Annotated in this window: 23 protein-coding genes; 5 read left to right on the top strand and 18 right to left on the bottom strand. The window is 73.6% G+C overall.

Translation table 11 applies throughout. The features are described 5' to 3' along the window. Window positions 1-46 precede the first annotated feature (46 nt). From ACIQF6_RS06320 to ACIQF6_RS06345, 6 genes are all read right to left on the bottom strand, one after another. The gene (locus ACIQF6_RS06320) at window positions 47-1,666 is read right to left on the bottom strand and encodes a uroporphyrinogen-III synthase (RefSeq protein WP_400890737.1); all 1,620 of its coding nucleotides are present in this window, start codon (window positions 1,664-1,666) and stop codon (window positions 47-49) included. Continuing rightward, entirely contained in the window at window positions 1,663-2,637 is a 975-nt protein-coding gene (hemC, locus tag ACIQF6_RS06325) for a hydroxymethylbilane synthase (protein ID WP_400890740.1), read from the bottom strand. The genes ACIQF6_RS06320 and hemC overlap by 4 nt, the downstream gene beginning before the upstream one ends. A gap of 41 nt (window positions 2,638-2,678) precedes the next feature. After that, the gene (locus ACIQF6_RS06330) at window positions 2,679-4,064 is read right to left on the bottom strand and encodes a glutamyl-tRNA reductase (RefSeq protein ID WP_400890742.1); all 1,386 of its coding nucleotides are present in this window, start codon (window positions 4,062-4,064) and stop codon (window positions 2,679-2,681) included. A 31-nt stretch (window positions 4,065-4,095) separates the two neighbouring features. Further along, window positions 4,096-4,971 (bottom strand): redox-sensing transcriptional repressor Rex, encoded by an 876-nt coding sequence (locus tag ACIQF6_RS06335; RefSeq protein WP_400890744.1) that lies wholly within the window; start codon window positions 4,969-4,971, stop codon window positions 4,096-4,098. A 101-nt stretch (window positions 4,972-5,072) separates the two neighbouring features. Continuing rightward, entirely contained in the window at window positions 5,073-5,750 is a 678-nt protein-coding gene (locus ACIQF6_RS06340; RefSeq protein WP_400890747.1) for an exonuclease domain-containing protein, read from the bottom strand. 151 nt (window positions 5,751-5,901) lie between these two features. After that, window positions 5,902-6,180 carry a glutaredoxin family protein gene (locus tag ACIQF6_RS06345; RefSeq protein ID WP_400890749.1) on the bottom strand — a complete coding sequence of 93 codons (279 nt, stop codon included), beginning with the start codon at window positions 6,178-6,180 and terminating at the stop codon, window positions 5,902-5,904. Between the two features lie 99 nt (window positions 6,181-6,279). Between ACIQF6_RS06345 and ACIQF6_RS06350 the strand changes: the two genes are divergently transcribed. The 3 genes from ACIQF6_RS06350 (at window position 6,280) to ACIQF6_RS06360 (ending at window position 10,046) form a co-directional block, all read left to right on the top strand. After that, window positions 6,280-7,218: an HAD family hydrolase gene (locus tag ACIQF6_RS06350; protein WP_400890751.1), complete on the top strand. Its 939-nt coding sequence runs from the start codon at window positions 6,280-6,282 to the stop codon at window positions 7,216-7,218. A 575-nt stretch (window positions 7,219-7,793) separates the two neighbouring features. Continuing rightward, window positions 7,794-8,528: an ECF subfamily RNA polymerase sigma factor, BldN family gene (locus tag ACIQF6_RS06355; RefSeq protein ID WP_400892147.1), complete on the top strand. Its 735-nt coding sequence runs from the start codon at window positions 7,794-7,796 to the stop codon at window positions 8,526-8,528. Window positions 8,529-8,891: 363 nt separating this feature from the next. Continuing rightward, window positions 8,892-10,046 (top strand): DUF5667 domain-containing protein, encoded by a 1,155-nt coding sequence (locus ACIQF6_RS06360; protein WP_400890753.1) that lies wholly within the window; start codon window positions 8,892-8,894, stop codon window positions 10,044-10,046. 60 nt (window positions 10,047-10,106) lie between these two features. Here ACIQF6_RS06360 and ACIQF6_RS06365 read toward each other — a convergent pair whose 3' ends face one another. The 10 genes from ACIQF6_RS06365 to ACIQF6_RS06410 form a co-directional block, all read right to left on the bottom strand. Continuing rightward, window positions 10,107-11,111: a lysophospholipid acyltransferase family protein gene (locus tag ACIQF6_RS06365; protein WP_400890755.1), complete on the bottom strand. Its 1,005-nt coding sequence runs from the start codon at window positions 11,109-11,111 to the stop codon at window positions 10,107-10,109. Next, on the bottom strand, window positions 11,108-12,163 hold the full coding sequence (locus ACIQF6_RS06370) for an NAD-dependent epimerase/dehydratase family protein (protein ID WP_400890758.1): 1,056 nt from the start codon (window positions 12,161-12,163) through the stop codon (window positions 11,108-11,110). Before ACIQF6_RS06370 ends, ACIQF6_RS06365 begins: the two co-directional genes overlap by 4 nt. Before the next feature lie 158 nt (window positions 12,164-12,321). Beyond that, window positions 12,322-12,420, bottom strand: a complete 99-nt coding sequence (locus ACIQF6_RS06375) for a 30S ribosomal protein bS22 (protein ID WP_003948845.1) — start codon at window positions 12,418-12,420, stop codon at window positions 12,322-12,324. A 123-nt stretch (window positions 12,421-12,543) separates the two neighbouring features. Continuing rightward, window positions 12,544-12,747, bottom strand: a complete 204-nt coding sequence (locus ACIQF6_RS06380) for a helix-turn-helix domain-containing protein (protein WP_035863710.1) — start codon at window positions 12,745-12,747, stop codon at window positions 12,544-12,546. 117 nt (window positions 12,748-12,864) lie between these two features. Beyond that, window positions 12,865-13,734 carry a phosphatase gene (locus tag ACIQF6_RS06385; protein WP_400890761.1) on the bottom strand — a complete coding sequence of 290 codons (870 nt, stop codon included), beginning with the start codon at window positions 13,732-13,734 and terminating at the stop codon, window positions 12,865-12,867. Continuing rightward, window positions 13,731-14,915, bottom strand: coding sequence for an acetoin utilization protein AcuC (locus ACIQF6_RS06390; protein WP_400890763.1), 1,185 nt, complete (start codon window positions 14,913-14,915; stop codon window positions 13,731-13,733). Before ACIQF6_RS06390 ends, ACIQF6_RS06385 begins: the two co-directional genes overlap by 4 nt. Before the next feature lie 99 nt (window positions 14,916-15,014). Continuing rightward, window positions 15,015-16,244 (bottom strand): MFS transporter, encoded by a 1,230-nt coding sequence (locus tag ACIQF6_RS06395; protein ID WP_400892149.1) that lies wholly within the window; start codon window positions 16,242-16,244, stop codon window positions 15,015-15,017. Window positions 16,245-16,340: 96 nt separating this feature from the next. Continuing rightward, window positions 16,341-16,991, bottom strand: a complete 651-nt coding sequence (locus tag ACIQF6_RS06400; protein WP_400890766.1) for an HAD family hydrolase — start codon at window positions 16,989-16,991, stop codon at window positions 16,341-16,343. A gap of 11 nt (window positions 16,992-17,002) precedes the next feature. Next, window positions 17,003-17,830 (bottom strand): pyrroline-5-carboxylate reductase, encoded by an 828-nt coding sequence (gene proC, locus ACIQF6_RS06405; protein WP_400890769.1) that lies wholly within the window; start codon window positions 17,828-17,830, stop codon window positions 17,003-17,005. 88 nt (window positions 17,831-17,918) lie between these two features. After that, entirely contained in the window at window positions 17,919-18,536 is a 618-nt protein-coding gene (locus tag ACIQF6_RS06410; RefSeq protein WP_400890772.1) for a DUF6461 domain-containing protein, read from the bottom strand. Window positions 18,537-18,651: 115 nt separating this feature from the next. Here ACIQF6_RS06410 and ACIQF6_RS06415 point away from each other — a divergent pair, with 115 nt between their 5' ends. Both ACIQF6_RS06415 and ACIQF6_RS06420 read left to right on the top strand, forming a co-directional pair. Next, window positions 18,652-19,095 (top strand): hypothetical protein, encoded by a 444-nt coding sequence (locus ACIQF6_RS06415; protein ID WP_400890775.1) that lies wholly within the window; start codon window positions 18,652-18,654, stop codon window positions 19,093-19,095. 54 nt (window positions 19,096-19,149) lie between these two features. Further along, on the top strand, window positions 19,150-20,415 hold the full coding sequence (locus ACIQF6_RS06420) for a hypothetical protein (RefSeq protein ID WP_400890778.1): 1,266 nt from the start codon (window positions 19,150-19,152) through the stop codon (window positions 20,413-20,415). A 7-nt stretch (window positions 20,416-20,422) separates the two neighbouring features. Here ACIQF6_RS06420 and ACIQF6_RS06425 read toward each other — a convergent pair whose 3' ends face one another. Further along, entirely contained in the window at window positions 20,423-20,926 is a 504-nt protein-coding gene (locus ACIQF6_RS06425; RefSeq protein ID WP_400890781.1) for a hypothetical protein, read from the bottom strand. 53 nt (window positions 20,927-20,979) lie between these two features. Next, a complete protein-coding gene (ilvD, locus tag ACIQF6_RS06430) occupies window positions 20,980-22,824 on the bottom strand; it encodes a dihydroxy-acid dehydratase (RefSeq protein ID WP_400890784.1) in 1,845 nt (614 codons plus the stop codon). Between the last annotated feature and the right edge of the window lie 47 nt (window positions 22,825-22,871).

Genomic DNA, 22,871 nt, shown 5'->3' on the forward strand with positions numbered 1-22,871 from the left:
GAAAGACGTCAGGGGGAGGCCGGGTGAGCCTCCCCCTGACGGAGGGTCAACGCGCCTTGCGGCGCGAACCGGGGCGGCGTTCGCTCGGCCGGTAGACCGGCTCGCCCGCCGCGGTGGCGGCGTCCCGGCGGTTGGCCCCGAAGTCGGCCAGCGCCTGGGCGAGCGCGGACGCGGACGGGGCCGGGGCCATCACGTCGACCCGCAGGCCGTGCTCCTCCGCCGTCTTGGCGGTGGCCGGGCCGATGCAGGCGATGACGGTCACGTTGTGCGGCTTGCCGGCGATGCCGACCAGGTTCCGGACGGTCGAGGACGAGGTGAACAGCACCGCGTCGAAACCGCCGCCCTTGATCGCCTCGCGGGTCTCGGCCGGCGGCGGCGAGGCGCGCACCGTCCGGTACGCCGTCACGTCGTCGACCTCCCAGCCGAGCTCGACCAGACCGGCCACCAGGGTCTCGGTGGCGATGTCGGCACGCGGCAGCAGCACCCGGTCGATCGGGTCGAACACCGGGTCGTACGGCGGCCAGTCCTCCAGCAGACCGGCGGCGGACTGCTCGCCGGACGGCACCAGGTCGGGCTTCACGCCGAAGTCGACCAGCGCCTGCGCGGTGGTCTCGCCGACCGCCGCGACCTTGATGCCGGCGAACGCCCGGGCGTCCAGGCCGTACTCCTCGAACTTCTCCCGGACCGCCTTGACGGCGTTCACCGAGGTGAACGCGATCCACTCGTAGCGGCCGGTGACCAGGCCCTTGATGGCCCGCTCCATCTGCTGCGGGGTGCGCGGCGGCTCGACCGCGATGGTCGGCACCTCCTGCGGCACCGCGCCGTACGAGCGCAGCTGCTCGGACAGGCCGTGCGCCTGCTCCTTGGTGCGCGGCACGAGGACGTTCCAGCCGAACAGCGGCTTGGTCTCGAACCACGAGTGCGAGGCGCGGTGGGCGACCTGCTCGCCCACCACCGCTATCACCGAGGTCGCCGGGTCCACCGGGGCGGAGACCGGCGAGGGCAGCACCCGGGCCGCCTTCAGGTCGGCGGCGATGGCGGCCAGCGTGGAGGTGAAGGTGCGTTGCCGGGTGGTGGTGCCGGACAGCGTCGCGGACAGCGCCGCGTCGGGCTTGCGGCCGTGCGCCACCAGGGCGTTCGCGGTGGTCGGCAGCTGGCCCAGGGTGGTGCGCACCACCAGGGTGGTCTCCGGCGCGCCGAGGTCGACGACCTGGCCGGCCAGCAGCGCCTCGGCGTCCACGAAGCGGACGTCCGCGCCCTGGTCGCCGCGGAGCGGCACACCCGCGTAGGCGGGCACGCCCACCGACTGGGCGACGCCGGGAATGACCTCGAACGGGACGCCGGCCTTGGCGCAGCGCAGCATCTCCTGGGCGGCGCAGCCGTCCAGGCCCGGGTCGCCGTCCACGGTGCGGACCAGGTGGCGGCCGGCCTTGACGGCGTCGGCGGCCAGGTCGCACAGCTCCTTGCCGGCCTCGGTCGGGTCGATCACCTGCACGCCGCTGGGGCAGTGGGTGCGCACCGCGGCGGCGGTCAGCGGGTCGGCGACCAGCACGTCGGCGGTGCCGAGCACGTCGACGGCGCGCAGGGTCAGCAGTCCGGGGTCGCCGGGGCCGGCGCCGAGGAAAGTGCAGCGCCCTGCGGGCGGGTGGAATCCGGCGGCGGTCATCGGGCGCGCTCCCCCATCAGGTTGGCCGCTCCGGTGTCGAGCAGCCGGGTCGCCAGGGCGCGGCCCAGGGCCGCGGCCTGCTCCTCGGCGGTCTCGTCGGGGACGAGCGGGCCGTTGGCGGACATCTTGAGCAGTTCGGCGCCATCGGTGGTGCCGACCACGCCGTCCAGGCGCAGTTCGGTGCCGGCCCAGGTGGCCAGCGCGGCGACCGGCGCGGAGCAGCCGGCCTCCAGGGTGGCCAGCAGGGCGCGCTCGGCGACCACGGCGGCCCGGGTGGGGGCGTGGTCGAGCCGGGACAGCACGGCGGCCAGGGTCGGGTCGACGCACTCGACGGCCAGCGCGCCCTGCCCGGGGGCGGGCAGCATCAGCGCGGTGTCGAGGTGCTCGGTGATCTCGGCGTGGCGGCCGAGCCGGTTCAGGCCGGCGGTGGCCAGCACCACGGCGTCGAGTTCGCCGGAGGTGACGTAGTTGATGCGGGTGTCGACGTTGCCGCGGATCGCGACGGTCTCCAGGTCCGCGCCCCGGGCCCGGGCCCAGGCGTTGAGCTGCGCCATCCGGCGCGGGGAGCCGGTGCCTATCCGGACGGTGCGGCCCTCGGCCTTGCCGACCAGCTCGGCCAGGGTGAGGCCGTCGCGGGCGACCAGGGCGTCCCGGACGTCCTCGCGCTCGGGGACGGCGGCCAGCAGCAGCCCGGCGGGGGCGGTGGTGGGCAGGTCCTTGAGCGAGTGGACGGCCAGGTCGATGCGGCCTTCCAGCAGGGCGTCGCGCAGTGCGGAGACGAATACACCGGTGCCGCCGATCTGCGCCAGCGACTCCCGGGAGACGTCCCCGTAGGTGGTGATCTCGACCAGCTCCACCCGGCGGCCGGTGATCTGGGCCACCTCCTCGGCGACCATGCCCGACTGGGCCATGGCGAGGGCGCTGCGGCGGGTGCCGAGGCGCAGCGGCGTCACTGTCTCTGGACCATTCATGAGGCGATCGTCCTGGTCGTGCTGGGGGGCTGACGGGGTGTTCATCTGGGGGCTCCGGCGGGCGGGGCGACGGCGGCCTGGGCGGCGGGGATGCCACCGGCCGGGATCGAGGACCCGGCCCGGTCGCCGACCGGGGTGCCGGAGACAGCGTGCACTGCCGCCGGGTCCAAGTCGAACAGTTCGCGCAGGGCTTCCGCGTAGGAGGCCCCGCCGGGTTCGCCGGCGAGCTGCTTGACCTTGACGGTCGGGGCGTGCAGCAGTTTTTCGACCACCCGGCGCACGGTCTGCGAGATCTCCGCGCTGGAGCGCTCGTCCAGGCCGGGCAGCCGGGAGGTGAGCCGGGCGAGTTCGCTGCGGACCACCTCGGAGGCCATGGCGCGCAGGGCGACCACGGTGGGGGCGATCCGGGCGGCGCGCTGTGCCTGGCCGAAGGCGGTGACCTCGTCGCCGACGATGGTGGAGACGGCGTCCACGTCGCCCGCGCCGGGGGTGGCGGCGTGCGCGTGGGAGAGGCTCTCCAGGTCGACCAGCAGGGCGCCGTCGAGCCGGTGCACGGCGTGGTCGACGTCCCGCGGCATGGCGAGGTCGAGGAAGGCGAGCGGCTGCTCGGCGCTGCGGGCGGTGACCGCGGCGGCCACCTGGGCGGCGTCGATCACGGTGCCGGCCGCGCCGGTGCAGGAGATCACCAGGTCGACGTCGGCGAGGGCCTGCGGGACGTCGGCGAAGTCCAGGGTGCGGGCGGCGTCGCCGAGGATCTCCACCAGGCGCTCGGCGCGGGCCGGGGTGCGGTTGGCGATCTGCAGGTCGGTGATGCCGGACCGGAGCAGGGTGGCGGCGGCCAGCGAGCTCATCGAGCCCGCGCCGACCACCAGGGCGCGCTTGCCGGCGATCGGGCCGGCGCCGGCGGCGACCTGCTCCAGGCCGAAGGTGACCAGGGACTGGCCGGCCTTGTCGATGCCGGTCTCGCTGTGCGCCCGCTTGCCGACCCGCAGGGCCTGCTGGAACAGCTCGTTCAGGCCGCGGCCCGCGGTGTGCTCGTCCTGGGCCTTGGCCAGGGCATCGCGGAGCTGGCCGAGGATCTGGCCCTCGCCGACGACCATCGAGTCCAGGCCGCAGGCCACCGAGAACAGGTGGTGGACGGCGCGGTCCTCGTAGTGCACGTACAGGTGCGGGGTGAGCTCGTCGAGGTCGACGCCGCTGTGCCCGGAGAGCAGTTGGGACAGCTCGGCGACGCCCGCGTGGAACTTGTCCACGTCGGCGTACAGCTCGATCCGGTTGCAGGTGTTGACCAGCGCGGCTTCGGCGACGGTCGCCGAAGCGGCGGCGTCGTGCAGCAGCCGGGTCGGGCTGTCGCCGGTGAGCGCGGCGCGCTCCAGCACGCCGACCGGTGCGGTCCGGTGGCTCAGACCGACTACCAGAAGACTCATGCCCCCACCTCGTCGTGACGGATGTTCGTGCTCACGCCGGCATCACCGCGGACAGGTCGTCCTCGGGGCCGCCCTTGGCGCCCTTGGCGGCCGCGGCGTTCTTCGCCGGCTCGGCCGACTTGCCGCCGCCGGCGGCGCGGCGCAGCTTGGCGGCGGCGGCGCGGACCGGCCCGGGGGCGCGGTCGAGCACCGAGTCGCCGGTGGGCTCGTCGCCGGCCTTGCGCTGCTCGTGGAAGGCGAGGATCTGCAGCTCGATCGAGAGGTCGACCTTGCGCACGTCCACGCCGTCCGGGACGGTCAGCACGGTGGGGGCGAAGTTCAGGATGCTGGTGACGCCGGCCTCGACCAGGCGGTCGCAGACCAGTTGGGCGGCGCCGGGCGGGGTGGTGATGACGCCGATGGAGACGTGCTGGGAGACCACGATCTCCTCCAGCTCGTCCATGTGCCGCACCGGCAGGCCGGCGGCGGTGCTGCCGACCACGTTGGGGTCGGCGTCCAGCAGTGCGGCCACCCGGAAGCCGCGGGAGGCGAAGCCGCCGTAGTTGGCGAGCGCGTGGCCGAGGTTTCCGATGCCGACGATGACGACCGGCCAGTCCTGGGTGAGGCCGAGCTCCCGGGAGATCTGGTAGACGAGGTACTCCACGTCGTAGCCGACGCCGCGGGTGCCGTACGACCCGAGGTAGGAGAAGTCCTTGCGGAGCTTGGCGGAGTTCACGCCGGCCGCGGCGGCCAGCTCCTCGGAGGAGACGGTCGGCACGGAACGCTCGGACAGCGCGGTCAGCGCCCGCAGGTAGAGCGGGAGACGGGCCACGGTCGCCTCCGGAATGCCCCGCGCACGCGAGGTCCGGCGCGCGGCGCCCGGGTCGGGCGTCTGCGAACTGCTGGGGGAGGGTCGGCCGATTGCCACGTTGCTCCTGTGGGTGAAGCTGGGCTTGGACCGCCAGGCTATGCGTTTGTGAACGTGTGCACAAAGATGGTGTCCGATTTGTCCCCGAACAGTGACACGCATCACTCGTAACCCGCCGCGTCGACCGAGGGCCGCGACCCCTCCGCCCCGGCCGGCCACGGACCCGGCGGAGCCCACCGGCGCAGCAGCCGGACCGGCTCCCGGGAGCCGGTCGAACGGGCCGCCGCCAGCCGCGGCCACGGCACCGCGGCGACGGCCGGAACGGGCTCGTCGGCCGGACCGCCGGCCCGCAGGCAGTGCCGCAGCAGCTCCACGGTGGCCCGGGCGTCGCCGAGCGCGGTGTGCGCCGGGAACCGGCCGAGCCCGGCCGCCTCCACGCACGCCGACAGCCCGAAACCGCCCGCCTGCGGCAGCAGACGGCGGGCCAGCCGCATCGTGCACAGCGTCGGCACCGCCGGCAGCACCACCCCGATCCGCGCGAACTCCCGCTCCAGGAACGCCCGGTCGCAGGTCACGTGGTGCCCGACCAGCACCCGGCCGGCCAGCAGCTCCAGCAGCCACGGCGCGATCTGCCGGAACCGGGGCGCGCCGACCACGTCCTCCTGCGCTATTCGGTGCACGTGCGTCGGCCCGACCGGCCCGGCCGGATCGAGCAGCGTGGCGAACTCCCGCTCGGTGCCCAGGGCGGCGTCCAACTGCACCACGGCCACCTCGACCACCCGGTGGCGCCAGGGGCTGCGGCCGGTGGCCTCGACGTCGACGACGGCATAGCCGTTCATCGCGCCCTCCTCTTGCACGGCCCCCGGCGGACACGGAAAGACGTTCGATGGTATGCCGGAAGCCGGCGGAACTCCTAGAGCCGTGGCCGTCGAACGTCCACGAAGGACCGCCCCGGCGGGCCGGTGCGAGCAGGCCCGACCGGTCGGACGGTCAGGCCAGCGCCTTGCGCAGCCGCTGCTCGTCCACCCGCCAGAAGTCGTGCTGGCGGCCGTCGATCAAGGTCACCGGGATCTGCTCGGCGTACTGCTCGTACAGCGCCGCGTCCTGCAGGATGTCCTTCTCCTCGAAGCCGACGCCGAGTTCGCCCACCACCTTGAGGATCACCGCCCGGGCGTCCTCGCACAGGTGGCAGCCGGGCTTGCCGATCAGCGTCACCGTGATGTCGGCCGGGTTCTTCTTCGCACGTCGCAGCAGGCTCACGCCAGCCATTGTGCAGGCGCTCACGGCGCGGGCCCGGACGCCCCCCGTTCACCGGTGCGGCACTCCTCGGACACGGGGGCCGACGGCCCGGCTGACTATGCTCGACCCATGGCAGCGCTGCGAAGGCTCACCCGGTCGAGGCGTTCCACCGACGAACGGACCGCCCTGGCGGGCGAGGCCGCGGCCGACGCCGCCCGGGAACAGCTCACCTCCGACGACGCGGAGCCCGACCGCCCCAGGGCCCCCGAGGGCGACCACACCCCCGTGCCCGGGGACGTCCGGGCCGCCGCGTTCTTCGACTGCGACAACACCATCCTGCGCGGCGCGGCGATCTTCTACCTCGGCGTCGGCCTGTACCGGCGGCGCTTCTTCACCCGCCGCGACCTGGCCCGGTTCGCCTGGCAGCAGGCCGCGTTCCGGCTGCGCGGCGCCGAGAACCCCGACCACATCGCCGACGCCCGGGACAGCGCGCTCGGCCTGGTCGCCGGCAAGCGCACCGCCGACCTGGAGCGGATCTGCGAGGAGATCTTCGAACCCGTCCTGGCCGAGAAGGTCTGGCCCGGCACCCGCGCCCTGGTCCAGATGCACCTGGACGCCGGGCAGCGGGTCTGGCTGGTCACCGCCGCCCCGCAGGAGGTCGCCCGGCTGATCGCCCGCCGGCTCGGCATGACCGGCGCCCTCGGCACCGTCGCCGAGACCCGCGACGGCGAGTACACCGGCCGACTGGTCGGCGGCATGCTGCACGGCGACGCCAAGGCCGCCGCCGTGCAGGCGCTGGCCCGCCGCGAACACCTCGACCTGGCCCGCTGCGCCGCGTTCAGCGATTCCGCCAACGACATCCCGATGCTCAGCCTGGTCGGCCACCCGTACGTGATCAACCCGGACGCGGCGCTGCGCCGGCACGCCCGGGCGATGGGCTGGCGGGTGCGGGACTTCCGCACCGGGCGGAAGGCCGCCCGGATCGGCATCCCCGCGGCGGCGGCGCTCGGCGTCGCGGCCGGGGCGGCGGCGACCGCGGTGGCGATGCGCCGCCGCCGGCAGGCCTGAACCGGCGTCACCCGCACCGCCCTTGACCGGGCGTCAATCCGTCGCCGCCGACACGCCCCCTGACGGGTGGTCCCGTCGCGCCCCGCGCCACCCGCCCGACCCGGCTGAGCTGGCCTCCGTGCCGTGATCGGAACTGATCGTTCGACAGTCGGCCAAAGTCGTGGGTTGGAACCGCCCCGACCGGGGAAAGCCCGGCCTTCCATCACCGATCGGTCACCGGGTGCACACAACTGGTCGCATTGAGTCGGAGAAATGACGTCAACTCCGGTCACCCGCAGGTGAATATGCACAACAAGTGGACCTTGTTCGACCACTTCGACCACGGGGTGTAGCTGTCATTGCACAAAGCGTTATTCTCTCCTGGATGCACGCCACCCCGAACGTCCCCGTGACGGGTGGTCAATGCGGCGTGCTCTCCGCACAGGCGGAGGTGATCCGTCCACAGTTCTGCCTCTGGGAGTCCCGTGTACCCACCCGTCCGGAACGACGCGCCAGCCACCTCCCGCCCGTCGACCCCCGGCCTGCGCCGCGGTGTGCGCCTGGAGCGACTGTGGGCCGCGATCCGCGAGTTCGAACTGCTGGCCCCCCAACTCGCGGTGGCCGGCCCCGTCCCGGCCGCAGCCGCCCCCGCCGCGTTCGCCGCCCCCCTGCTGCGCTCCACCGCCGCCGGCTCCCCCGCCGCCGCGCGCAGCCGGACCGTCCCCTCCCCCGGCGCCCGCGGCCGCTCGCGCTCCGCCCCCGCCGGACCCGGCTACGACACCGAGCACAACCCCGTCGTCGACCTGGTCGAACGTGCCCAGAACGGCGAGAGCGAGGCCTTCGGCCGGCTCTACGACCACTACGCCGACACCGTCTACCGGTACATCTACTACCGGGTCGGCAGCCGGGCCACCGCCGAGGACCTCACCAGCGAGACGTTCCTGCGCGCGCTGCGCCGGATCGGCACCTTCACCTGGCAGGGCCGCGACTTCGGGGCCTGGCTGGTCACCATCGCCCGCAACCTGGTCGCCGACCATTTCAAGTCCAGCCGGTTCCGGCTGGAGGTCACCACCGGCGAGATGCTCGACTCCAACGAGTGCGAGCGCAGTCCCGAGGAGTCGGTGCTGGAGTCGCTCTCCAACGCCGCCCTGCTGGACGCGGTGCGCCGGCTCAACCCGCAGCAGCAGGAGTGCGTCACGCTGCGCTTCCTGCAAGGGCTTTCGGTCGCCGAGACGGCCCGGATCATGGGCAAGAACGAGGGCGCCATCAAAACCCTGCAGTACCGGGCGGTGCGCACGCTGGCCCGCCTGCTGCCGCCCGACGCCCGGTGATCCGCCGCCCGTGGACGCGACACCCGGCAGACCCTCGGCCCATCCCCCTTCCCCGGCAGGCACGTTGGCGGCGCACCCCGGCCCGGTGCGCCCGCCGACGGCGCACCTCGCAGCCGATGCGCCGTCAACCCGCGCCGGACGCTTGCCCGTCCGGGTGAGAGAGCGGTCATCTGCTCTGCTTAATACGCCAGGGGGGTCGTGCGTAACCGACTCCCGACACCGCTCGTTGGCCAGCGTGCAATCCGCCGTCGGGCCCTCAGTCAAGAGAGATCTCGAACTGTCACCCGATGGTGTGGTGTCGGCCTGCCGGGACAACCAACCTGCAGGCCACGGTGTCGAAAACGACGAAGGGAGGTGTGGCCCGTGACGGCAAACATGCTGGAGCACCGGCGGGCGAAGTCCTTCGCCGAGGCGCTGGAGGCCCACCAGAGTGACCACCGGAGCAGCGGCGCGCACCGGGCCGGCTCCGCCGCCATGACCGAGCTGCTCGCCATGGCCGACGCCCTCGGCTCGCTCCCCGCCCCCGGGCTCGCCGCGGAGACGCGGACGGTCCAACGCACCCGGCTGATGGCCGCGTTCGAGCAGCAGTGGGCCGACGGCGCTCCCACGGCGGTCATCCCCGTCCAGCGCGACCGGCGCGCCCGGCGCACCCGCTGGGGCCGCCGGCTGGCCATCGGCGGACTGGTCGCCGGCGTCGCCGTCGGCTCCTTCGCCGGGGCCGCCGCCGCCTCCACCGGCGCCCTCCCGGGGGATGCCCTCTACGGCATGAAGCGCGGCCTCGAAGGGCTGCGCCTGGACTGGGCCGACAACGACTCCGAGCGCGGCGCCCTGCTCCTCCAGCAGGCCTCCACCCGGCTCGACGAGGCGCAGTCCCTGCTCGGCCGCACCGACCCGGGCAGCACGCTCAGCCCCGCCACGGTCGACCAGGTCCGCCGCGCCCTCGACGACATGCACGCCGAGGCGCTGCGCGGCCGCGACCTGCTGCGCGCGGTCTACCGCTCCAACGGCTCGCTCGCCCCGATGCGCCAACTCGCCGGCTTCGCCGGGCAGGACGAGCGCTGGTCGGCCCTGCAGTCCCGGCTGCCGTCCGGCCTGGCCGGCCAGGCCGACAAGGTGGACCGCCTGTTCAGCGACATAAGCGAGGACGTCGCGCCCCTGCGGCTGGTGACGACCGCCGGCGAGGGCAGCGACGGCAGCGGGGCCGACGGCAGCACCGGCGGCTCCGGGGCGGCTCGGCCGTCCGACGGCAGCGCGAGCGCCGGCAGCGGCGCCGGGCACGGACCGGCCGCCGGGTCGTCCGGGCAGGCCACCCCGTCGCCCAGCCCGTCCGCCAAGCCCGGCCTGGGCGAGCTGCTGGGCGGCCTCACCGGTGCCACGCCCTCGCCGGCCGCCCCGCCGGCCCAGGGCGGCGGCGCCCCGGCCCCGTCGGCGTCCCCCGCCGCGCCCGCGGGCGGCAACCAGGGCCTCAACCTGCCGCCGCTCCTGCCGGGGCTGCTGCCCGGGCTCAGTCTGAGCTGAGCCGCCGTGCCGCCACCCCGCCCGACGGGGTGGCGGCACTCCCGGCGGGGCGGCGGCCCGTCAGCCGAAGACCGAGCGGCGCTGCACCAGCAGCTTGTACAGCGTGTGCTGGATCGTCTCGCGCACCTGGTCGGTCAGGTTGAACACCAGCATCGGGTCGTCGGCGGCGTCCTTCGCGTAGCTGTCCGTCGGGATCGGCTCGCCGAACTGGATGGTCCACTTGGTCGGCAGCGGGATCGCGCCGAGCGGGCCCAGCCACGGGAAGGTCGGCGTGATCGGCACGTACGGCAGGCCGAGCAGCCGGGCCAGCGACTTGAAGTTGCCGATCATCGGATAGGTCTCCTCCGCCCCGACGATCGAACACGGCACGATCGGCACCCCGGCCCGCAGCGCGGACGCCACGAAGCCGCCGCGGCCGAACCGTTGGAGCTTGTACCGGTCGGCGAACGGCTTGCCGATGCCCTTGAAGCCCTCCGGCCAGACCCCGACCACCTCGCCGCGCTCCAGCAGCGTCTGCGCGTCCTCGTTGCAGGCCAGCGTGTGCCCGGCCTTGCGGGCCAGCTCGTTGACCACCGGCAGCACGAACACCAGGTCGGCGGCGAGCATCCGCAGGTGCCGGTCGGCGTGGTCGTGCACCGCGACCTGGGTCATCAGCGCGTCCAGCGGGACGGTGCCGGAGTGGTTGGCGACGATCAGCACCCCGCCCTCGGCCGGAATGTGCTCGGCGCCGCGGACCTCGATCCGGAAGTACTTCTCCGCCAGCGGCCGCAGCAGCGCGAGGAACACCTCCTCGGTGAGCTCCCGGTCGAAGCCGAAGTCGTCGACCTCGTAGTCACCCGTCAGCCGGCGGCGCAGGAAGCCGAGTCCGCCGGCGGCGCGTTCCTCCCAGCCCTTGCCGAACAGCTGGGTCGCGGTCGCGCCGAGTCGGCCGGAGAGCGCCGCGCCGACGCTGTCGGCCAGCCGGTCGGCCAGCGCCGGGCGCGGCTCGGAGCCGGACCAGCTCGGCGCGGACTCGATCGGGATGACCTTGGCCGCCGGGTCGGCGGGCTCCCGGGCGGCTGTCATCGCGGCCTCAACTCCTCGGGCTCGGTGGGGCGGTGGTCGGCTAGCAGATCGGTGAGCCGGTCGGTGACGGCGGTCAGCCGGGCCGGCGGCAGCGGGCCGGGCGCCACGTGCGCGGCGAAGTCGGCGAACGCCTCGGCGGTGCTCCAGCGCGGCGTGAAGCCGAACGTGCCGCGCAGCAGCGAAGTGTCCACCACCCGTCCGTGGGTGAGCAGTTGGAGCTGCTCCTGGGAGAAGGCGCGGTCCGCGGGGGCGGTCAGCTGCCGGGCCAGCCGGCCGACCAGGCCGAGTGCGGGCCGCAGCATCGGCACGGTGGGCCGGCCCAGCCGGCGGGCGCACTGGGAGAGCAGCAGCACGCCGTCGCCCGCCACGTTGTAGGTGCCGGTCGGCGCGGCCAGCGCGGCCAGCCGCAGCACCTCCAGCGCGTCGTCCTCGTGGACGAACTGCAGGCGCGGGTCGTGGCCGAGCGCGGTCGGCAGCAGCGGCAGCCGGAAGTACGCGGTCAGCGGGGTGTCGCCGTGCGGGCCGAGGATGTTGGCGAACCGCAGCACGGTGACCGCGACGTCGGGGCGGCGGCGGGCGAACCCCCGGACGTAGCCCTCCACTTCGGCGGCGTCCCGGGCGAAGCCGCCGGCCGGCAGCGCCTTGGGCTGCATCCGCTCGCCGAACACCGCCGGGTCGCGCGGCGCGGAGCCGTAGACGGCGGTGGTGGACTTCACCACCAGGCGGCGCACCCCGGGGGCCTTCTGGCAGGCCCCGAGCAGCTGCATGGTGCCGATGACGTTGGTCTCCTTCACCAGCGCCCGGCCGCCGTGGCCGAGCGCGGTGACGTGCAGGTGCACCACGGTGTCGACCTCGTGCTCGGCGATCACCCGGGCGATCGCCGGCCGGCGCAGGTCGACCTGCGCGTACTCCACGCCGAACGGCAGTGCGGCCGGCGGCGGGCCGGCGTCCACGCCCACCACCCGGTCCACGCCGGGCTGTTCGGCGATCAGCCCGGCGAAGCGCGCACCGAGCCGGTGCGCCACGCCGGTGACGAGCACGACCTTGCCCACGTTGCCGCGACCTCCCTGGCTGCCGGGGCTGCCTTCCCCCTCGGCTGCACCGTACCGCGCCGCGGCGGCGGGAGCGGAAACGCCACTGCCCGCCTCCGGAAATCATCCGGGGGCGGGCAGTGGTGAAACCTGGCGGCGCGAGGCGACCGCAGGCGGTGTTACTTCTTGTTGCGACGCTGCACGCGAGTGCGCTTCAGAAGCTTGCGGTGCTTCTTCTTGGCCATACGCTTGCGACGCTTCTTGATGACAGAGCCCACGGAACATTCCTCGCTCACTCGGACCCGCGCCCGTGAGGAACGGGAGTCCATACGACTGACGGAGGGCCTAGCCTACCGTCCACCTCGCGTTTGCCGTAATCGGTGTCCCGTGGCGGTTGCGGACTACGCGCTCTGCAGGCGCACGTAGGACTCCTGGAGGTACTCGTGCACCTTCTGCTCGGGCACCCGGAACGAGCGTCCGACCCTGATGGCCGGAAGTTCGCCGCTGTGCACGAGGCGGTAGACCGTCATCTTCGAGACCCGCATCACCGAGGCGACCTCGGCGACCGTCAGGAAGACCACATCCTGCAGGGGACGCTCGCTCATGACCCTCACCCGACCCTTACCCGTGTGCAAGGCACCGGCTTCCCCTCCGGTGACTCCACCGGCACACGTGTATCCCCAGAGTAGTTATGGGTGGTACGGGTGGGAAGAGGGTGGCCGTCAACGGTTGTACGGTGCGAGATCCGCCCGTTGCAGTACGTAGTCACTCAGCGCCCGGTAGCAGGACGGGGCCGAACCGTCCTCCAGCGGGACGACCACCTCGACCAGGCCGTCCGCCTCGGCGGCGAACGGGGCGACGTCGTTGCAGTCGGCGATCCCGCCGGCCGGGATGCCGAGCAGGCCGGCGCCGCACAGCCAGCCGTGGTCGCCCAGGACCAGGTCAGGAGGGCGGTGCCCGGCGTCGGCGAGGGCGGTCAGGGCCAGCCGGACCGGCAGCGGGGAGTGGGTGTGGGCGAGGTCGTCCGGGCCCGGGCGGCCGGGGCCCTGAAGGCCGCCCGGGGCGCGCACCACCAGCACCCGGTCGACCACGTCGAGGTAACGGGGGCGGTCACCGTCCGGGGTGGGCTCACGGAAGCGCGCGCCCAGCGCAGGGGTGTGCACGGAGCACCCGGCCGCTTCGAGCGCCCGTACGAGCGCCCCGTGGAAGCCGGCCAGCCTGGTCGGGTGCCCGGTGCCCGCCAGCACGCTGCCGCGGCGGTCGGCGGTACGGCGCAGCAGGGCGGCGAGGCGGTCCAGTGCGGCCAGGGTGCGTTCGGGGTCGATGGTGTCGGGGCCCTCGGTGTACCGGGGGTCGGGGTGCACGCCGACCCGTTCGGCCATCAGCCGCAGCACCGCGTCCTGGTCGCGGCGGGGCTCCGGGGCGAGGCCCATCAGCGCCTTGGCGTCGCCCTGGGCGAACAGCCGGTAGTGCCGCAGGTTGTTCTGCCGGGGGGTGGGCACGTCGGGGCCGGCCAGGCGGTGTTTCAGCAGGTGGGCGCGGAGGTCGTCGCGGGCGGTCGCGGCTGCGGCTGCGGCTGCGGCCCCGGTCACGGGAGCAGTCCGTGGTGCGGGAGGACGGCGCGGCGGGTGGCCAGGATCGCCTGGTCGAGGCGGTCGGCGGGGTCGTAGCCGCCGTCGTGGAAGTCCTTCCAGTCCGGGGTGGCGCCGTCGGTCATCCGCAGCGGCGCGGGGCGGCGGGTCAGCCGGTAGACCTCGGCGCGCCACTCCTCGGGGGTCTCGGTGGCCGGGTCGACGGGGTGGCCGGCGGCGGTGGCCACCAGGTGGGTCCAGGTGCGGGGCACCACGTCGACCACCGCGTACCCGCCGCCGCCGGTGGCCACCCAGCGGCCGTCGGCGTGCTGGTGGGCGAGGCGGTGCATCGACTCGGCGATCAGGCGCTGGGCGTCGACGGTGACGGCGAGGTGGGCGAGCGGGTCCTCGATGTGGGTGTCCGCGCCGTGCTGGCTGACGATCACCTGCGGGCGGAACGCGGCCAGCAGCTCGGGGACGAGGGCGTGGAAGGCGCGCAGCCAGCCGGCGTCGCCGGTGCCGGCGGGCAGCGCCAGGTTGGCGGCGGTGCCCTCGGCGTCCGGGCCGCCGGTCTCGGTGGCCCAACCGGTCTGCGGGAACAGGGTGCTGGGGCTCTCGTGCAGGGACACGGTGAGCACCCGGGGGTCGTTCCAGAACGCCTGCTGGACGCCGTCGCCGTGGTGGACGTCCACGTCGACGTAGGCGACGCGTTCCGCGCCCAGCTCCAGCAGGCGGGCGATGGCGAGGGCCGGGTCGTTGTAGACGCAGAAGCCGGACGCCTGGCCGGGCATCGCGTGGTGCAGCCCGCCCGCGAAGTTGACGGCGTGCGGGGTCTGTCCGCGCCACACCGCCTCGGCGGCGGCGACGGACTGGCCGGCGATCAGCGCGGAGGCGGTGTGCAGGGCGGGGAAGGACCAGTTGTCGTCGGTGCCGAGACCGTGCACGGGGTCGGTGGCGCTCGGGTCGGCGGCGGCGCGCTTGACGGCGGCGAGGTAGTCGGCGGTGTGCACCAGGCGGAGCGTCGAGTCGCCGGCGGGCGGGGCGGAGCGGAGCTGGACGGTGGGGTGGCGGGTGAGGCCGAGGGACTCGATCAGACGCATCGTCAGGGCGAGACGGGTCGGGTCCATGGGGTGGCCCGGGCCGAAGTCGTAGTCGGTTTCGGCCTCGTCCCAGTAGAGGTGCAGTCCGCAAGTATCTGCCATGGGCCCACGGTATCGGGCAGGGGCGCGCTGCGAGGGTGCGCCCGTCTGCTGGGCGCACCCGCGTGCAGGTCAGTGTTCGTGTCGCGATCTTTCCCCCGGTCAGCTTCCGACTCGCGCAGTTCCCCGCGCCCCTGTCCGCTCGTCCTTCTGCCCGGTTCCGGGAGCGAAGTGTCGGGCGAGCGGGATGATCCCCAGGATCAGGAGCATCGGGGCGCCGAAGGCCCAGCGGTAGGAGGAGAGTTCGGCGAGGGTGCCGACCAGGGGGGAGCCGATGAGGAAGCCGACGTAGTTGAAGAGGTTGAGGCGGGCGACGGCGGCGTCGCTCGCGTGCGGGAGGAGGCGGCCGCCGGCGGCGAAGACCTGGGGGATGATCGCGCAGATGCCGAAGCCGAGCAGGGTGAAGCCGAGGATGCCGACCCAGGTGCCGGGGGCGGTGGCGGCGATCAGGAAGCCGGCGCCGGCCAGGCTCGCGCCGGTGCGGACGACGGGGACGGCGCCGAAGCGCTGGACGGCGCGGTCGCCGACGGTGCGGCCGAGGAGCATGGCGACCATGTAGCCGAGGTAGGAGAGTTTGGCGAGGTCCTCGCGGCTGCCGAGGCCGTCGGTGAGGTACTTGACGCTGTAGTTGGAGACCGAGGCGTCGGCGATGTAGGCGAAGGCCATCGCGGCGCACAGCGGCAGCAGCGGGCGCCAGGGGATGCGGCGGGCGGCGAGTTCGGCGGCTTCGCGGACGGCGTCGCCGAGTTCGGCGGGGCCGGCGAACCGGCGGCCGACCACCAGGGCGGCGGGGGCGAGGACGAGCGCGGCCCAGCCGAAGATCGTGGGCAGTCCGGCGTCGTAGTGGGCGCCGAGGCCGGCGATCGCGGCGCCGGCGATGCCGCCGAGGCTGAACGCGGCGTGGAAGCCGATCATGATGCTGCGGCCGTAGCGGTGCTGGAGGCCGACGCCGAGCATGTTCATCGAGGCGTCGAGGGCGCCGACCAGCAGGCCGAACAGTCCGAGGGCGATGGCGAGTTGCCAGAGCCGGTCGCCGAGGCCGGTGAGTCCGAGGGTGAGGCAGATGGCGGGTTGGACGACCCGCAGGACGCCGCGGGCGGTGGTGCGTTTGACCAGGGTCTCGGAGGCGATCGAGCCGGCGCCGGCCAGGATCGGGACGGCGGCCAGGAAGACCGGCAGCAGGGAGTCGCTGAGGCCGTAGCGCTTCTGGATCTCGGGTATGCAGGTGACCAGCAGGGCGAAGGTGGTGCCCTGGAGGAGGAAGGAGAGGGCGAGCGCGGCGCGTGCCTGCCGGAGTCGCGGGGTTGCTTCGGCCGTGGCCGTGACCTGCATCGGAACCTCGCTCACCACCGACGCTACCGGCCGGTACGAAGGATGTTGGCCAGAGCGTAGGCGGTGGGCGGCGTCGGCGGGAGGGGTCGCGCGCGATCAGTTCAGGAGGTCGATCGCCCGCTCCAGGTCGGCGTAGAGACCGGTAGCCCCGGCGGCGTCGAGCTTCTCGGGATCGGTGAGCGCGGTGTACCCGTACACGTCCATTCCGGCGGCGCGGGCGGCCAGGACGCCGTTGGCGCTGTCCTCCAGGACCAGGCAGCGGGTGGGATCCGCGCCCATGGTGCGGGCGGCGTGCAGGAAGAGGTCGGGGGCGGGCTTGCCGATGCCGACGTCCTGCGCGGAGAACAGCAGCTCGTCGGCGAAGTACCCGGACAGGCCGGTGAGTCGGTGCGCGGTGCGGATCCAGGAGTGGTGGGCGGAAGAGGCGACGCAGTAGCGGACGCCGGTCTCCCGGAGGCGGGTCAGGAACTTCTCCGCGCCGTGCACGGGCCGGAGTTCGGACTCGAAGGCGGCGAACACCCGGTCGTGGAACAGGTCGTCGAAGCCCTCGGGGAGGGTCGCCCCGTACCGCTGCGCGACCACGTCGTGGACGTGGTGCGCGGCGGTGCCCATGAAGTCGCGGTAGGAGTCCTCGACGGTGGTGGGGAAGCCGAGTTCGGTGAGGTACTCGGCGAGCACCCGGTTGGCTATCGGCTCGCTGTCCACCAGCACGCCGTCGTTGTCGAGGATCAGCAGGTCGTAGCTCACGTCGGTCCAGCCTACTTTCCGCCGGTGGCGAGTTCCCGGGAGCGGTCCCGGGCGGCTTCGAGGGCGCCGAGCAGGGCGGCCCGGACGCCGTGGTTCTCCAGTTCGCGGACGGCGGCGATGGTGGTGCCGGCCGGGGAGGTGACGGCCTCGCGCAGCTTGACGGGGTGTTCGCCGGAGTCGCGGAGCATCACCGAGGCGCCGATCGCGGACTGCACGATCAGCTCGTGGGCGACCTGGCGGGGCAGGCCGAGCAGGATGCCGGCGTCGATCATCGCCTCGACCAGGAAGTAGAAGTAGGCGGGCCCGGAGCCGGACAGCGCGGTGGCGGCGTCCTGCTGGCTCTCGGGGACGCGCAGTGCCTTGCCGACCGAGCGGAAGATCGCCTCGGTGCGCTCCAGGTGGGCCTCGGCGGCGTGCGAGCCGCCGGAGATGACGCTCATGCCCTCGTCGACCAGCACCGGGGTGTTGGGCATGACGCGGACCACGGGGGTGCCGGGGGCGAGGCGCTCCTCGAACCAGGCGGTGGGGATGCCGGCGGCGGCGGAGACGATCAGCTTGTCGGCGGCGACGTGCTCGGCGAGTTCGTCGAGCAGGGCGCCCATGTCCTGCGGCTTGACGGCCAGGATCAGGGTGTCGGCGAGCTTGGCGGCCTCGGCGTTGGTGACGGTGACGACGCCGTAGCGGTCGGCGAGTTCGGTGGCCCGCTCGGGCCGGCGGGCGGTGACCAGGACGTCGGCCGGGTCGGCGCCGGCCCGCAGCAGGCCGGAGAGCAGGGCCTCGCCGATCTTTCCGGTGCCGAGGAAGGCGATCTTCTGGCCGGCGGTGGTGGTGTTGCTCATGGGGGCCCTCCGTGCGCTGCGGTTCCTGGCCGCCATCTTGCCCCGGAACGCCCTCGCTCCGGGGCAGGCGTCCACCCTGCGGTCGGGATCAGTCCGTGTCCTCGTCGGCCACCACGCCGAGCAGGAACTCGGCGTCACGGACGGTCTCGTCGGCGATCCGGACGCCGGTGAGCCGCTCGGCCAGCGCGAAGAACGCCGCCTGCTTGCCGGACTCGTCGTAGCCGACCTCGCGCAGCAGCGGTTCGAGCGCCCCCGGGTCGCTGCCCTGGGCCCACGCGGGCTCCTCGAAGGTGGTGATCAGTTCGCCGTCCAGGTAGTGGGTGAAGTACTGCATGGGCTTGCCGGCGTTGCTGTCGTGGGTGACGGTGACGCCGCCCGCGGAGAGCGCCGGCAGGTGGCCGCTGATGCCCACGCCGGAGTCGAGGGCGAGCAGCAGCGTCCAGTCGCCGCCCGTGCCCGGGACGGTGGCGGCGGCGACGGCGAACGAGCCGTCCTGGTAGTCGTCGACGTACTCGAGCAGTTCCTCGTGGCAGTCGAGCAGGTCGTCGAAGCCGTCGCCGAAGCCCTGCGGGACGGCGCCGATCGCCTCCAGCACCTGCTGCGGGTCGCGGCCGTGCACCAGGGTGAGGGAGTAGCCGTCCTGGTCACAGCGTCCGAACCACTGGGAGTGGGTGATCCAGGCGTAGTCGCTCGCGGTCGAAGTCATCGGGCCAGTCTGCGCTGTCGGACCGACAGCGGTGCCCGCGGGGCATCGGCCCGTAGGGGGAATCTCAGGGGTTCGGATGCTGGATTCCCGGGCGGCCGTGGAGCACCGTGGAGACATGGGACACGGAGAGTTGTCAGGACGTGAGAACCGCCAGGTCGCCGTCGCCGCCGCGACGCTCGGGCCGTGGCGGACGGCGACGGCGGTGGGCGCGGTGGTCGGCGGCGCCGCACTCGCGGTGGACGTGGTGACCGGGCACTGGGCGACGAACATCCTGGCGGGGCCGGTGGGCCTCGGGCTGTTCTTCTTCTTCCTGGTGGGCACGGTCGGCGGCCGGCTGCGCAAGGGCGGCGACCGGCGTTTGCAGCGCTGGGCGGGCGAGCACCCGTGGCAGTCGGCAATTCCGGCGTCGGCGGCGCTGTGGCTGGCGAGCACCCTGAACCTGTGGCTGCTGGGCGACGAGGGCCTGCTCGGGGCGCTGTTCACCTCGCTGTTGCCCGCAGGTCTGCTGCTGGGCGTGGCGGGTGTGGTCGGCTCCGTGAAGGCGGCCCGCAAGGGGTAGCGCTTCCGCCCCCCGGTGTCGGGCGTGTCGGAGGCTGTCGGCATACTTCCGGCCGTGCCGAGAACAGAGGGGCCGGGGCCGGACGACGGCAAGCCCGGACACGAGGGGGACCCCTTCGAGGGGTTGGTGCTGGACGAGGAGTTCGTCCGGGGGGCGGAGAACACCGAAGCATCCGGCCGGGCCCGGATGCTGACGGCCCGTTGGAAGGAGAATCCGCCGCCGGAGAACGATCCCTGGCGGCCTCCCACGGAGCCCGCCGGGGCTCCGAAGGTCAAGAAGCCGCACCCGGTGCGCAACGCGCTGCTGGTGCTGCTGGTGCCGCTGGGCCTGCTGGGGGTGATGGTCGCGACGGGCAACCCGAAGGGGAAGCCGCAGGCGTCGTCCTCGGAGCTTCCGTCGGTGGGTCCGGCGACCGCCACACCGAGCGGCCTGCCGTCCCAGGTGGCGACCGCCACGCCGAGCAGCCTGCCGTCGCAGGTGGCCCCGGAGACGCCGACGGCGGAGCGGCCGTGGGCGGGTTCGCCCGCCGAGGCGTGGCCGTCCGGCCCGGACGCGCTGGCGCTGCCGCAGGCCACCGCGGTCGGCGTGTTCGACCAGGACCGGGTGGCCAAGGACCTGGAGCTGGCGAAGGCCTATCTGGTCGCGACCAACCTGGACCCGAAGGTGATGGCGGGCGGGTACCCGCAGGACGCCATCGACCTGACGAACCGGATCAGCGCCGACCGGATGGCCTCCGACCTGGCCAACCCGAGCAAGGAGAACGACCCGGCGACCTGGGTGAGCCGCTTCGACCCGGCCTGGGCGGTGCCGGTCACCGACGAGGTGAAGGTGCACGCCCTGATCACCTTCGAGGACGACGGCGATCAGGGCCTGATGGTGCACACCGACGTCACCTATGTGTACGCGCTGAAGCCGGGCCCGCAGGTCGGCAGGGCCGTGCCGTCGACGCCGCCGCCGCCGAGCCAGGACGGCGGGTCGCAGCCGACCGGCGGCAGCGCGGGCGTGAAGTCGGTGGGCCTGATCCGGGCCGAGCCGGGTGCGGTGGAGGTCCAGCGGGAGGTCGTCCGCCGCAAGATCGACTTCCGGTTCGCCGATCCGGCGCGCTTCCAGGTGAAGAAGGACAAGGTGTCGGTCGCCCGCTGGGACAGCGAGCGGGCGAACACGCTCTGCGGTTTCAACGGCGGCTACCTGCGGCCGTCGTTCCGCGCCGACCAGCCCGCCGGGGGCGCCTCGCCGCGCAGCGGGCCGACCACCGACCCGTACGACGTGCAGCGGCCGATGACCGAGGGCGGCGAGTGCGGGACGGCCAGCCGCAGCTGACGACGGCTCAGGCCCGCCGCCGGGCCGCCTTGCGGGCGTCGCGCTCCGCACGGGCGGCCCGACGGCGCTGCCAGGTGGCGGTCTCCTGGTCGTGGACGGCGCGCTTGAGGCCCTCGCCGGGGGCCTCGGCCAGGCTGCGCAGGAAGTAGGCGACGAGGGATCCGGTGAAGCCGACCAGCCAGACGCCGGCCAGGGACTTGTCCTCGGCCATCCAGCCGGTGAGCGAGGCCCGGCCCTCGGTGAGGATCTTCCAGGTGCGCAGGCCCGCGAGGGCGGTGCAGACGCCGATGGCGAGGGTCAGCAGGGCGGTGAGCGGCGCGGCGCCGGAGATCCGGACGCCGGAGACGCCCAGGCGCAGCAGCAGCGCCCCGGCGGCGGTGGCCGCCAGGGCGCCGAGCGAAACCAGGGCGCGGCGCAGCCAGTAGGCGGCGCCGCGGTCGACCCAGGTGGTGCCGAAGAAGCGGATCGGCTCGGGAGCGGGCGCGCCGTCGGCGGTGGTGGTCGTCCTCACGAGTCCGATTATCACCACGCCGGGCTGCCCGCCCCGGGCACCACGCGGGGGCGTCAGCCGAGCTTGGAGACGTCCCGGACGGCGCCCTTGTCGGCGGAGGTGGCCATCGCCGCATACGCCTTGAGGGCGGCCGAGACCTGCCGGTCGCGGGTCTTCGGGCGGTAGCCGTTGCCCTCCTCCAGCTTGAGGCGGCGCTCGTGCAGCTCCTCGAAGGAGACGTCCAGGTTGATGGTGCGGGCCGGGATGTCGATGGTGATCGGGTCGCCGTCCTCGACCAGGGCGATGGCGCCGCCGGACGCCGCCTCCGGGGAGACGTGACCGATGGACAGGCCGGAGGTGCCGCCGGAGAACCGGCCGTCGGTGATCAGCGCGCAGGCCTTGCCGAGGCCCCGGCCCTTCAGGAAGGACGTCGGGTAGAGCATCTCCTGCATGCCCGGGCCGCCCTTGGGGCCCTCGTAGCGGATGACCACCACGTCGCCCTCGGCGACCTGCTTGGCGAGGATCTTCTCCACCGCCTCGTCCTGGGACTCGCAGACCACGGCCTTGCCGCTGAAGCGCCAGATCGACTCGTCCACGCCGGCGGTCTTCACCACGCAGCCGTCCTCGGCGATGTTGCCGTACAGCACGGCCAGGCCGCCCTCGACCGAGTAGGCGTGCTCGACGCTGCGGATGCAGCCGCCGGCCGCGTCGGTGTCCAGGGTGTCCCAGCGCTCGGACTGGCTGAACGCCTCGGCGGAGCGGACGCAGCCCGGGGCGGCGTGCCACAGCTCGACGGCCTCGGCGGAGGGCGAACCGCCGCGCACGTCCCAGGTCTTGAGCCACTCGGCGAGCGAGTCGGAGTGCACGGTGTGCACCTCCTCGTTGAGCAGCCCGCCGCGGTACAGCTCGCCGAGGATGGCGGGGATGCCGCCGGCCCGGTGCACGTCCTCCATGTAGTACTTGCCGTTCGGGGCGACCTTGGACAGGCACGGCACCTTGCGCGAGATCGCGTCGATGGCCCGCATGTCGAAGTCGACCTTCGCCTCCTGGGCGGCGGCCAGCAGGTGCAGGATCGTGTTGGTGGAGCCGCCCATCGCGATGTCCAGCGCCATCGCGTTCTCGAACGCGGCGCGGGTGGCGATGTTGCGCGGCAGGACGGTGGCGTCGTCGCCGCCGTAGTAGCGGTTGGTGATGTCCACGACCGTGCGGCCGGCCTGCTCGTACAGGGCGCGGCGGGCGGTGTGGGTGGCCAGCACCGAGCCGTTGCCGGGCAGCGACAGGCCGATCGCCTCGGTCAGGCAGTTCATCGAGTTGGCGGTGAACATGCCGGAGCAGGAGCCGCAGGTCGGGCAGGCGTTCTCCTCGATGATCGAGATGTCCGCGTCGGAGACGTTCTCGTTCACCGCCTGGGAGATCGCGTCCACCAGGTCGAGCTTGCGGACGGTGCCGTCGACCAGGGTGGCCTGGCCGGCCTCCATCGGGCCGCCGGAGACGAACACGGTGGGGATGTTGAGGCGCAGCGCGGCCATCAGCATGCCCGGGGTGATCTTGTCGCAGTTGGAGATGCAGATCAGCGCGTCCGCGCAGTGCGCGTTGACCATGTACTCGACCGAGTCGGCGATCAGGTCGCGCGAGGGCAGCGAGTACAGCATGCCGTCGTGGCCCATGGCGATGCCGTCGTCGACCGCGATGGTGTTGAACTCGCGCGGGATGCCGCCCGCCTGCTTGATCGCCTCGGAGACGATCCGGCCGACCGGCTGGAGGTGGGTGTGGCCGGGGACGAACTCGGTGAAGGAGTTGGCGACCGCGATGATCGGCTTGCCGAAGTCCTCGCGGGCTACGCCCGCGGCGCGCAGAAGGGCGCGCGCGCCCGCCATGTTGCGACCTTGGGTGACCGTGTTGGACCTCAGCTGGGGCATCGGAGCCGCTCCTTCGGAGACTTTGGGGGTCCGTCGAGCCTACGCCC

This window comes from Kitasatospora sp. NPDC092948 (assembly GCF_044754805.1).
Classification (GTDB): Bacteria; Actinomycetota; Actinomycetes; order Streptomycetales; family Streptomycetaceae; genus Kitasatospora.

What these genes read in the sequence shown, in the direction of transcription:
- ACIQF6_RS06380 (WP_035863710.1), bottom strand. Translation starts at nt 12,747, where the DNA reads ATGAGCGAGCGTCCCCTGCAGGATGTGGTCTTCCTGACGGTCGCCGAG.
- ACIQF6_RS06395 (WP_400892149.1), bottom strand. Translation starts at nt 16,244, where the DNA reads ATGCAGGTCACGGCCACGGCCGAAGCAACCCCGCGACTCCGGCAGGCA.
- ACIQF6_RS06410 (WP_400890772.1), bottom strand. Translation starts at nt 18,536, where the DNA reads ATGACTTCGACCGCGAGCGACTACGCCTGGATCACCCACTCCCAGTGG.
- ACIQF6_RS06350 (WP_400890751.1), top strand. Translation starts at nt 6,280, where the DNA reads ATGGCAGCGCTGCGAAGGCTCACCCGGTCGAGGCGTTCCACCGACGAA.
- ACIQF6_RS06320 (WP_400890737.1), bottom strand. Translation starts at nt 1,666, where the DNA reads ATGACCGCCGCCGGATTCCACCCGCCCGCAGGGCGCTGCACTTTCCTC.
- hemC (WP_400890740.1), bottom strand. Translation starts at nt 2,637, where the DNA reads ATGAATGGTCCAGAGACAGTGACGCCGCTGCGCCTCGGCACCCGCCGC.
- ilvD (WP_400890784.1), bottom strand. Translation starts at nt 22,824, where the DNA reads ATGCCCCAGCTGAGGTCCAACACGGTCACCCAAGGTCGCAACATGGCG.
- ACIQF6_RS06415 (WP_400890775.1), top strand. Translation starts at nt 18,652, where the DNA reads ATGGGACACGGAGAGTTGTCAGGACGTGAGAACCGCCAGGTCGCCGTC.
- ACIQF6_RS06340 (WP_400890747.1), bottom strand. Translation starts at nt 5,750, where the DNA reads ATGAACGGCTATGCCGTCGTCGACGTCGAGGCCACCGGCCGCAGCCCC.
- ACIQF6_RS06345 (WP_400890749.1), bottom strand. Translation starts at nt 6,180, where the DNA reads ATGGCTGGCGTGAGCCTGCTGCGACGTGCGAAGAAGAACCCGGCCGAC.
- ACIQF6_RS06365 (WP_400890755.1), bottom strand. Translation starts at nt 11,111, where the DNA reads ATGACAGCCGCCCGGGAGCCCGCCGACCCGGCGGCCAAGGTCATCCCG.
- ACIQF6_RS06330 (WP_400890742.1), bottom strand. Translation starts at nt 4,064, where the DNA reads ATGAGTCTTCTGGTAGTCGGTCTGAGCCACCGGACCGCACCGGTCGGC.
- ACIQF6_RS06390 (WP_400890763.1), bottom strand. Translation starts at nt 14,915, where the DNA reads ATGGCAGATACTTGCGGACTGCACCTCTACTGGGACGAGGCCGAAACC.
- proC (WP_400890769.1), bottom strand. Translation starts at nt 17,830, where the DNA reads ATGAGCAACACCACCACCGCCGGCCAGAAGATCGCCTTCCTCGGCACC.